Source organism: Actinomycetes bacterium (genome assembly GCA_036510875.1).
Classification (GTDB): Bacteria; Actinomycetota; Actinomycetes; order Prado026; family Prado026; genus DATCDE01.
On sequence record DATCDE010000285.1, the window covers coordinates 1 to 10,125 of the forward strand.

Here is a 10,125-nt window from a genome sequence, read left to right on the forward strand (position 1 = left end):
CGCCCGCCGGGTCCACGCGGTGGCGCAGCCAGCCGGCTGGACGACGGTGGTCGACGAGCCTCGCCGCAGCCCGCCGACCGCCGTCGAGCAGCTCACCGTGCTCAGCGCGAACCTGTGGCACGACTGGCCGCGCCAGCACCGGTGGACGGAGCGGCTGGAGGCGGTGGCCCAGCTGGTCGAGGCGGAGGGGGTCGACCTCCTGCTGCTGCAGGAGGTGGCGCGCACACCCGAGCTGAAGGCCGACCTGTGGCTGGCGGACCGGCTGGGCCTGTCGCTGGCCTACGCGCGCGCCAACGGGGCGACCGACGCGATCGGCTTCGAGGAGGGGGTGGCCGTCCTCAGCCGCTTCCCGATCGCCGAGATCCACCTGCGCCAGCTCGGTCGCACCCGCAACCCGCTGACCCGTCGGGTGGCGCTCGCGGCGGAGCTGGCGACCCCGCTCGGCCGGCTGCTCGCCGTCACGGTGCACCTCGGCCTGCTGCGGCACCGCAACGCCCAGCAGCTGCGTGCCCTGCGCGCCTGGGTGGCGCAGCTGAGCGCCGGCGCGGTGGCCGTCGTGGGCGGCGACTTCAACGCGACCGAGGGCCGGGCCGAGATCGAGCTCACCCGCCGGACGTGGACGGACACCTTCCGCCATGCCCATCCGCACGCCGACGCGAGCACCTATGCCAGCGCCGCGCCGTGGCGGCGCTGGTCGAGCCCGCGCCGGCTGGACTACGTCTTCGTGCAGCAGCCCCCGACGCTGCACTGGCGGGTGCTCGGGGCCGGCCACGTCGATGCGCCGGGCGGCCCGCACTCCGACCATCGCGCCGTGCTGGCCCGGTTGCTCCCCACCTAACACCGAGTGGACCCTCAGCGAACGCTCTCGACCCACCAGGGCTTCGTCACGTTCTTCCGGCGCCCACTCGCGCAGGCTCCTCTGCCGCCTCGCGGTCAGACGAGCTGGAGCTCCCTGGTCACCGCTTCGAACGGCACCAGCATCGCCCCGAGCCCGTACCTGCACTGGTACTCGAAGTCCGGCACGAACACGCGCCCAGGTCGCCGTCTGCGGTCACAACACGCCGTCCAGCGGCGGTTCCTGACCGCTAACGGTGATCACGATGCTCCCGCGCCTCCAAGGCAGCAAGGTGCCGGTTGTAGGCCTCGAGCGCGGCGTCGTCCTCGTCGACGTCGGGGGCATGGGGGCCGCCGCCAGCCTGCTCGCCCAGCAGCGCGCCGACCCGGGCCTGCTCCAGCCAGCGCGGGTTGTCCATGGTCCGCCGTCCGCGCATGACCTGCGCGACCAGCACGAGCAGGACGACGGCCATGAGGGCGTCGCCGCCCACCCACATGGTCGCGCCGCCCAGGTGCAGGTCGTCGATCAGACTCGGCCCCCAGGTCCGCGGCTCCGCGGCGTACTCGGGGAACATCACGTAGTTCGTCTCCATGAGGACGACGCCGGTGAACGCGTCGACCGCCATGGCGTAGCCGAGCAGGGCGAACTGGGCGGGGAAGGTCAGCCGCCAGCGGATCGGCTCCCCGCCGATGACGGGCAGGAAGAACAAGTAGCCGGCCACCAGGTAGAGCAGGTGCTCGCCCTGGTGCACCAGCGGGTGGGTCAGGGTCAGGCTCATGAACGAGCTGAGGTGGGTACCCACCACCACCGCCGTGTACAGGCCCGCGCCCACCAGCGGGAACGTCAGCGCGGTCGTCGCCGGGTGCCGCAGCACCCGCTTGGTCCAGGTGTGCAGCGGGTTGCGCGAGGCGTGCAGGAGCAGCAGCACCGGCCGGCCCGCGACCAGCAGCGGCGGCGCGACCGAGATGAGCAGCAGGTGCTGGACCATGTGGTCGGAGAACAGCGTGTCGTCGTAGACGCCGATCGCGGAGTCCACCGACACCGCGACCACGGCCAGCCCCGCGGTGAAGGCGAGCGCCCGCACCCACGGCCAGCGGTTTGTGGGGTGCCGCCGGGCGACCCGGACCATGCCCCAGGCGTAGACGGCGAAGGTGGCCACCAGCGCGAGGTCCAGGGCAGGGGTGAACTGCCATTGAGTCAGGGCGTGGCTGGCGGTCAGGGGCGGCACACTCATGGGGGCATCATCACCCGAACGGGTGACGGGAATGTCGGCAGGGCGGCTATCGTTGCGCCTCCGCGCAGATCGCGCTTGATCAAGACCTTCCGGGGGCACCCAGTGGCGACCGACTACGACCAGCCGCGCGACAAGGAGGCGACCGAGGCCGAGGAGGCCGAGTCGCTCGAGGCGCTGCGCAGCCAGGCCGCCAGCAAGACCATCGTGCTGGACGTCGACGACTCCAACCAGCTCGAGGACCTCGAGCTGCCCGGCGCCGACCTGTCCGGGGAGTCATTGGTCGTGGCCGTCGTGCCGGCCCAGAAGGACGAGTTCCGCTGCGAGCGGTGCTTCCTGGTCGTGCACAAGTCGCAGCGGGCCACCCCCGGCGTCGACGTCTGCCGCGACTGCGCGTAGCCCGACGGTCGGAGCCTGCCCTAGCTGCCCGGCGGCCGGTAGGAGAGGGCCATCTTCGCCGCCGCGTCGATCTCCTCGGCGGTCAGCAGCACCGTGGTCTGGTAGCTGCTGAGCGCACCCGACGACCAGACCGCTGCCGCCACGGCGGCTGCAGCGGTGTTGTCCGGGAGGTCGGCGAGCACGTACAGGTCGCTGTCGCCGAAGCCGAAGTAGAACGCCTCCATGCTGCCGCCGAGGCCTTCCGTCATCGCCTTGACGACGCCGACCCGCTTGCTCGCGCCCTCCTTGAGCACTGCTTTGCTGCCGTCGGCGCGGTAGGACGCTTGGACGAGGTACTTGGCCAGGTCGGCCACATCTCGGTAGGGAATCCTCAGCCAAGGGGCTGGCCAAGGGGCTGGCCAAGGGGCTGGCCAAGGGGCTGGCCAAGGGGCCGTCAGGGCCCACCGAGCCCTCGCCGCGGTCGCCACGGCGGGAACCGCAGCCGCCCAAACCACGGGGGGGTGCGGCTGAGCGGCTGCGGCTACCCCAGAGACTACGTCACTGTTCGTAGTCAGCCAACCTCAGCGAGTAGCCACCGAGCACAGGGGTGCGTGAGGTTCCGCCGTCCATGATCGCTGTCTGCGGCCCGATAGCGCCGTCCAGCGGCCGATTCTGACCGATGACGGTAATCATGGGGAGGCGGACCGACCCACGGCGCTCATGGGCGGAAGGATGTCCCCCGCCGTCCGCACTCCGCCGCGCCCGAGGGAGGCAGCGCATGTCCGAGCCGACCGTGCGTCGTCGCCGTCCCGGCCTGCCCCGTCGTCGCGGGCTGCTGCTGCGCCGCGAGGTGGCCGCGTCGCTGGTGTCCGTCGCCGGGCTGGTGGGCGCGCCTGTGCGCGACAGCGACGGCCGCGACGTCGGCCGGCTGGTCGACGTCGTGGTGCGCTGGGACCGCAGCGCCTACCCGCAGGTGTCCGGCATCGTGGTGAAGGTCGGGTTCCGCCGCACGTTCGTGCACGCGGCCGACCTCGCGCAGGTGGCCCGCCGCGAGGTGCAGGTGTCCTCCACGCGGGTGGACCTGCGCGACTACGAGCGCCGCGAGGGCGAGTCGCTGCTGGTCAAGGACCTGCTCGACCACCAGCTGGTCGACGTGGACGGCGCCCGGGTGGTCCGCGCCGCCGACCTCTACCTGGCTCTGCTCGGCCAGCGGTACTGGGTGGTCGGCGTCGACGTGTCGTTCCGGTCGTTCCTGCGGCGGGTGCTGCCGGGACGGGCGCGCAGCCGGGCGACCCCCGAGCGGGTGCTGGACTTCGCGGCCATCCAGCAGTTCGGCCTGCCCGGGGACCCGCTGCGGCTGCGCCGGGCGCACCGGACCCTGGAGCGGCTGCGCCCGGCCGAGCTGGCCGACCTGCTCGAGGACCTCGGCCGACCGCAGCGGCAGGCCCTGCTGTCCATGCTGCACCCGGACACCGCCGCCGACGCGCTCGAGGAGATGACCGCGGAGGAGCTCGAGCTGCTGCTGCGCGAGGTGCCCGACGAGCAGGCCGCCGAGCTGCTGGCCCGGATGGAGCCGGACGAGGCCGTCGAGGCGCTGCGCGACCTGCCCGAGGAGGAGCGCGAGACGCTGCTGGCCGCCATGCCGGCCCAGCGGGCCGAGGAGCTGAGCCGCCTGCTCGCCTACGACGACGAGGTCGCGGGCGGGATCATGACCACCTCTCTCATGGTCCTCGGCCTCGACGAGACGGTGGCCTCGGTACGCGAGCGGGTGCTCGAGCACCGCGGCGACCAGGATCTCGTCGGCCTGGTCGTCGTCGACGACGACGGCCGGCTAGTCGACGACCTGTCCCTGCTCGACCTGCTCGCCGGCGACCCCTCGGAGCCGGCCAGCGCGCTGGTCGCCCCGCCCTACCCCGGCACCGTCACCCCGGAGGCCGACCTGGCCGAGGTCGTCGAGCAGCTGACCGCCAACCGCGGCGCCTCCCTGGTCGTGGTGGACGCGGAGGGCCGGCCGCTCGGGCGGATCCTCGCCGACGACGTCGTCGACGCTCTGATGGCGACCCGCAGCGGGCGGCACTGGCCGTGGCAGGTCGGCCCGTGAACACGTCGCCGTCCGCATCGACGTCCGCCACTGCGGGTGGCGAGGCGGTCCGCTCGGTCCGGCGGATGCGCCTGCTCGCGCTGTTCGCCGTCGTCGGCCCCGGCCTGATCGCCGGGCTGTCGGACGACGACCCGGCCGGCATCACCACCTACTCGGTGCTGGGCGCCCAGTTCGGCTACCAGCTGCTGTGGGTGCTGCTGGTCTCCACCGTCGCGCTGATCCTGTTCCAGGCGCTCGGCGCGCGGATCGGCGTCGTCACCGGGCAGGGGCTGACCGGGCTGATCCGGCAGAAGTACGGCGCACCCGCGGCCACCGGCGCGATGCTCGCGCTGCTGGCCGCGAACATCGGGACCACCGCCGCGGAGTTCGCCGGAATCGCCGCCGGCTTCCAGCTGTTCGGCGTCCCGAAGACCCTGTCCGTGCCGCTGTCCGCCCTGCTGGTGACCACGCTGGTGCTGCGCGGCGGGTTCCGCGGCGTGGAGCGCGTGCTGCTCGTGCTGTCCGCGGTGTTCATCTGCTACGTCGGTGCCGGGATCCTGGCCAACCCCGACTGGGCCGCCGCCGCGCGTGGCCTGGTCGTGCCCACCATGCCGCTGACCCGCGAGGCCTTGATCATCTCCACCGCCACGCTGGGCACCACCCTGGCCCCGTGGGGGCTGGCCTTCATCCAGTCCTACGCGGTGGACAAGCGGCTGACCACCAACGACCTGTCGCTGCTGCGCATCGACGTCGTCACCGGCGCGCTGCTCACCGGGGTCATCGGCTTCTTCGTCGTGGTGTCCTGCGCCGCAACGCTGCACGTGCACGGGGTGAGCATCAACAACGCCGCGGACGCCGCCGCCGCCCTGGAACCGCTAGCCGGGACGCTGGCCAAGGGGCTGTTCGCCGTCGGGCTGATCGGGGCGGCGCTGCTGGCCGCCTCGATCCTGCCGCTGTCCACCGCGTACGCCGTCAGCGACATGACCGGCAGTCCCGCCGCGCTGGACGACAAGATCAAGGAGGCGCCGCTGTTCTACGCGACGATCGCCGTGGTCACCGTCGTGGGGGGCGCCCTGGTGCTGATCCCCGGAGCACCGCTGGTCACCATCCTGGTCGGCACCCAGGTGCTCAACGCCGTCCTGCTGCTGCCGCTGCTGGCTTTCATGCACGGGATCGCCCGTGACCGCGACCTGATGGGCCAGTACCGGGCCAGCTGGGGTGCCGCGGTGGGCTACCAGGTGGCCATCGCCGGGATCAGCGTGTGCATCGTGGCCCTCGGCGTGCTGTCGCTGAAGCCCTGACCCCGGCCGCCCGCGTCCTTCGACTGGCGTAACTCACAGCCAAATCTCAGGAGCGCGGCCGACACTGCCCACACAATGGGTGCGAACCTCGTACCTCGTCAGCGCAGGGAGTGTCATGCACAAGCGCACCGCGGCCGCGATCCTCAGCGGCACGTTGATCCTCGGCGCGGCGGGCGCCGTGGCCATCACTCCGGCGTCGGCCGCCACGTCGAGCAACCCGGTCAGCAGCCGGCTCGCCATGATCAAGGACGCGCTGAGCGGCCTGGTCAGCGACCACACCCTCACCCAGGCGCAGGCCGACAAGGTCGCCAGCACGCTGAACAACAAGCTGCCGCAGGGTGGGTTCGGCGGCGGGCCGGGGCACCGCTTCGGTGGGATGATCGGCCTGCGGGACTCGGTGGCCGCCGTAGCCAAGGCGCTCAACATGACGCCCGCTGAGCTGATGACGCAGCTGCGCAGCGGACAGACCCTCGCGCAGATCGCCACGGCCCACAAGGTGGACGTGAGCAAGCTGGTGGCGAGCATGGTCACCGCGGCGGAGAAGCAGCTGGCCACCGCGGTGCAGAACAAGCGGATCACCCAGGCGCAGGCGGACGCGATCAAGTCCACGCTCACCCAGCGGATGACCGACCTGGTGAACGGGAACCTCCCCGGGCGCGGAATGGGCTTCGGCGGTCCCGGCCACTGGGGCGGCCCCGGCACGGCGCCGCAGGCCCCCGGCTCGACGAACGGCACGCCGTCCGGGACGACGTCCGGCATGACGGGCGCCGGTCCGACCAGCGCCTGAGCCCGTCCCCTTTCGCCCGAGTGGGGCAGCAGACTGTCGGTATGACGACCCTCTTCACCCGCCTGATCAACGGCGAGCTGCCGGCCCGCTTCGTCTGGTCCGACCCGCAGGTGGTGGCCTTCCTCACCATCGCGCCGCTGACCCCCGGCCACACCCTGGTGGTGCCGCGCGCGGAGGTGGACCATTGGACCGTCGCCGAGAGCGACCTGCTCGCCGCCTGCGTCGACGTCGCCCAGGAGATCGGCCGAGCGGTTCAGCAGGCGTGGGGGGCGCCGCGGGCCGGGCTGGTCATCGCCGGCTTCGAGGTGCCGCACCTGCACCTGCACGTGTTCCCCGCCTGGAGCCTGGCCGACTTCGACTTCCGGGCGGTGGACCCCCACCCAGACCCGGACGACCTGGACGCGCACGCGGAGAAGCTACGCGCGGCCTTGCGGCACCTGGGCCACCACGAGCCGATCCCGGACCGCTGAGCCGCCGCTGCCCCAGCGCTCACCTGGTCAGTGCTGACGTTCGGAGGCATCCCGGGCTGACGTTCGGAGGCATCCCGGCGGCCTCGTACGCCCGGACGGCACCGGTGCGGGGGTCAGGGGCGGGTGTGGGCTCCGGGACGCCGGCGGTGCGCGGCCAGCGCGATCGCTGTCCCCAGAAGGATGAGCAGCCCCAGCCCGCCCAGCGAGATCGGCAGCAGGGCCGCTTCGCTGTGGCCGCCGAGGACCGTCACCGGCAGGGTCTGCGTGACCGGGCCGTCGGTGGACAGCCCCACCACCCGCACGGTGTAGCTCCCCGCGGTGGCCAGCGGCAGGGCCACGGTGGCCACGCCGCTGGAGTTCGCCAGCGCCGTGGTCTGGTACACGACGCGATCGCCGGACATCACGGAGAACGTCGTCCGGGAGTCATGCTGATGGCCGGTCACGGTGACGTCGACGTGCCCGTGCTCGCGGACGACGTCATGGCCCGCCCAGATGGCGCACTTGGGCACCACGGTGACCTTCACCGACTGGACGAGCGGCTTGCCGAACGGGTCGGTGCAGCTGACCGTGACCCGGTTCGCGCCGAGACGAGTGAAGGTGACCGTGGCGTTGACCTCGCCGCTGCCGTCGACCTGAACGGCCGGCAGGGTCTGGGTGATGTCGCCGCCGGGAGCGCTGACCGTGACCGTCGCCGTCGTCCCGGGCTGGCAGCCGGTGGCAGTGACCACCGCCGTGCCGCCGATGACCACCCGTGTCTTGCTGATCGAGATGGAATGCGGCTTCGGCGGGTAGTTGGGGTGGCCGTCCCCGTGGTGCGAGCCGTTCTCACCGGCCTGCGCGGGCAGCGCGCCGAAGAGCAGCACGACACTGAGCGTGGCCAGGATGCTGAGCAGGCGACGGACAACCATGGCTTCCCCTGAGCTCGTTCCCCCGATCGCAACAGCCTAGCCAGATACCGGGGGTCTGCCCAGCCCCCAGCATCGCCGTCCTGACTTCGCGAGGGGAGCCGCAGAGAACGTCATGACGGCCAACCCACCGCACAGCGTTCTGCCGCGCTGCACTCCCGGAGCTCGGGAGGGGACGCCGTCAGACCTGGGCGCAGCGGCGACGCCGGCTGGCGAGCACCAGGCCCACGCCGGCGATCAGCAGCCCCACCCCGCCCAGCGAGAACGGCACGAGGTCCGCGCCGGTGTGCGGCATGACCGCGCCCAGCACGGTGATGGTGATCGACTGGCTCAGCGACGCCCCGGTGGCGGTGACGCCCAGCACCTGCACCGGGTAGGTGCCGGCCTTGGCGAACGGCACGGTGACGGTGACCGCGCCGTTGGCGTCGGCGTTGGCGTCGGCGGTGACGGTGGAGCTCAGGACGGTCACGCCGGTGTGGTCGCGCACGGTGACCGTGGCGGGCGAGCCGGGCCCGTAGCCGGTGGCCGTCACCGTGACCTTCTCGCCGGCGTGGAGGACGTCGTGGTTGGCCCGGATGGCGTGCGCCGGCACGACGGTGACCTTGACCGACTGGGTGAGAGTCCGGCCGCTGGGGTCCACCACGCAGGTCACCGAGACGACGTTCGCGCCGAGCACGGTGAACCTGACGGTGGCCGTGACCGTGCCGTCCTGGTCCATCCCGACCGGCAGCTGCTGGACCTGGGTGACCTTGTGCCCGGGAGCGGTGACCGTCACGGTGGCGGTGCGGGTGACGGTGCTGGTGCTCGGCCGGCAGCCGGTCGCGGTGACCTGGGCGGTCCCGCCGATCTCGACCCGGGTCTTGTCGATCGTGATGGTCGCCGGCTTCGGGGGGTAGCTGGTCGCGGCCTGGGCCGGCAGCGCGCCGACGAGCAGGGCGACGGTCGCTGTGGCGACGACACCCAGCAGGCGGCGCAAGGACATGGCTACCCTCGTAGTGATCTTCGTGAAGCATCGACCGGCTAACCGCGCTCGTGACCGCGGCCGACCCGGTTGACCCGGCTGGCCCAGCGGGTAGCGGACCCGTGTCCCACAATGTGGGGACGGCGCTCAGCCGACCAGCGCTACCTTCCGGTCGTCCTGGCCGGCAGCACGGCGGAACGGGGCCGGCACCACGAGCTCGACGTTGCGGTCCTCGATCCCGCCACGCCGGTCGTCCGTGCGGTCCTGCCAGTCGTTGGCGGACAGCTCGCGCGACAGCGAGGCCATGCCGAGCCCGTCCAGCCGCCGACGCGGCACCGACACCGGCCCGGCGTGGTCGACGATGGTGCCGAACACCGACAGCGTGCCGTCGCGGTTGTCGACCAGCTCGACGATCCGGGACTGCTCGGGCCAGTCGATGTGCGCCGCGGTGTTGAGCTCCCAGAACCCGCCTCCGACCGGTGCGCCGGCGACGCGGGCGTGCGGGATCACCTCGTTGCGGTGCGTGTGCCCGTTCACCCACAAGATGACGTTCGGATAGCGCAGCAGCAGGTCCCGCACCTCGGCACCGCCGACGCGCCCGCTGCCCGTTGGGGTGTTCGTCATGGTGCCGATCGTGTGGTGGCTGAACAGCACGAGGTACTTGTCACGACGGCCGTGCCTCGTCTCGACCGAGCCGGACGGCGTGATCCACTGGCTGCTCGCCGCCTGCAGCTGGTTCTCCAGCCAGGCGAGCTGGGCCGGGTCGAGCGACCCGTCGGGACCACCCGCACTGACCACGGTGTCCAGCACGATGCCGCGCATCTGGCCCACGTCAAACGTGTAGTACGCCGTCCCGGAGGCCACGTTCTGCGACGTGAAACCGTGGCCGTGCGGCGTCCCGAGGGTGTTGAAGTGCTCCTGCACCGTCGTTGCGCGGTCGACGATCCGGCGGCCGAGGTCCGGCGTGACCAGCCGCTTGCCACCCTCGGTGAGCATCTGCCCGACGGTCGCGGGGTCCAGGGCAAGCAGCTGCTGCACGAAGGTCAGCTGCGCGAGCAAGCCAGCGTCGAGGACGGTCTGCGGCAGGCTGGTGAGCTTGACGTTGCCGACCGCCATCCCGGCCAGCAGCGGCGAGCTCGGCACGTTGCCCTGGATCAGGCCGTCGTGGTTGCCGTAG

General features: G+C 72.2%; 11 protein-coding genes. 6 read left to right on the plus strand and 5 right to left on the minus strand.

Annotated elements, in window-relative coordinates; all coding sequences use genetic code 11:
• Positions 1–838, plus strand: an 838-nt coding sequence (locus VIM19_16640; protein HEY5186483.1) for an endonuclease/exonuclease/phosphatase family protein, incomplete at its 5' end; no start/stop codon positions are given.
• A gap of 247 nt (positions 839–1,085) precedes the next feature.
• On the opposite strand, the gene VIM19_16645 is transcribed toward VIM19_16640, so the two are convergent.
• Complete coding sequence (locus VIM19_16645; GenBank protein ID HEY5186484.1) at positions 1,086–2,069, minus strand: cytochrome c oxidase assembly protein; 984 nt, start codon at positions 2,067–2,069, stop codon at positions 1,086–1,088.
• A 102-nt stretch (positions 2,070–2,171) separates the two neighbouring features.
• Between VIM19_16645 and VIM19_16650 the strand changes: the two genes are divergently transcribed.
• Entirely contained in the window at positions 2,172–2,465 is a 294-nt protein-coding gene (locus VIM19_16650) for a DUF4193 family protein (protein HEY5186485.1), read from the plus strand.
• Positions 2,466–2,485: 20 nt separating this feature from the next.
• Here the strand turns inward: VIM19_16650 and VIM19_16655 are convergent, their stop codons facing one another.
• The gene (locus VIM19_16655) at positions 2,486–2,818 is read right to left on the minus strand and encodes a GYD domain-containing protein (protein HEY5186486.1); all 333 of its coding nucleotides are present in this window, start codon (positions 2,816–2,818) and stop codon (positions 2,486–2,488) included.
• A gap of 404 nt (positions 2,819–3,222) precedes the next feature.
• Here VIM19_16655 and VIM19_16660 point away from each other — a divergent pair, with 404 nt between their 5' ends.
• From VIM19_16660 to VIM19_16675, 4 genes are all read left to right on the plus strand, one after another.
• The gene (locus VIM19_16660; protein HEY5186487.1) at positions 3,223–4,545 is read left to right on the plus strand and encodes a CBS domain-containing protein; all 1,323 of its coding nucleotides are present in this window, start codon (positions 3,223–3,225) and stop codon (positions 4,543–4,545) included.
• Positions 4,542–5,825: a divalent metal cation transporter gene (locus VIM19_16665; protein HEY5186488.1), complete on the plus strand. Its 1,284-nt coding sequence runs from the start codon at positions 4,542–4,544 to the stop codon at positions 5,823–5,825. Before VIM19_16660 ends, VIM19_16665 begins: the two co-directional genes overlap by 4 nt.
• Before the next feature lie 115 nt (positions 5,826–5,940).
• Positions 5,941–6,612, plus strand: a complete 672-nt coding sequence (locus VIM19_16670) for a hypothetical protein (GenBank protein HEY5186489.1) — start codon at positions 5,941–5,943, stop codon at positions 6,610–6,612.
• A 41-nt stretch (positions 6,613–6,653) separates the two neighbouring features.
• Positions 6,654–7,082, plus strand: a complete 429-nt coding sequence (locus tag VIM19_16675; GenBank protein ID HEY5186490.1) for an HIT family protein — start codon at positions 6,654–6,656, stop codon at positions 7,080–7,082.
• A gap of 113 nt (positions 7,083–7,195) precedes the next feature.
• Here the strand turns inward: VIM19_16675 and VIM19_16680 are convergent, their stop codons facing one another.
• From VIM19_16680 to VIM19_16690, 3 genes are all read right to left on the minus strand, one after another.
• Positions 7,196–7,990, minus strand: coding sequence for a hypothetical protein (locus VIM19_16680; GenBank protein HEY5186491.1), 795 nt, complete (start codon positions 7,988–7,990; stop codon positions 7,196–7,198).
• A 178-nt stretch (positions 7,991–8,168) separates the two neighbouring features.
• On the minus strand, positions 8,169–8,969 hold the full coding sequence (locus VIM19_16685; GenBank protein HEY5186492.1) for an LPXTG cell wall anchor domain-containing protein: 801 nt from the start codon (positions 8,967–8,969) through the stop codon (positions 8,169–8,171).
• 126 nt (positions 8,970–9,095) lie between these two features.
• The coding region (locus VIM19_16690) for a TIGR03767 family metallophosphoesterase (GenBank protein HEY5186493.1) at positions 9,096–10,125 on the minus strand (1,030 nt) is incomplete at its 5' end.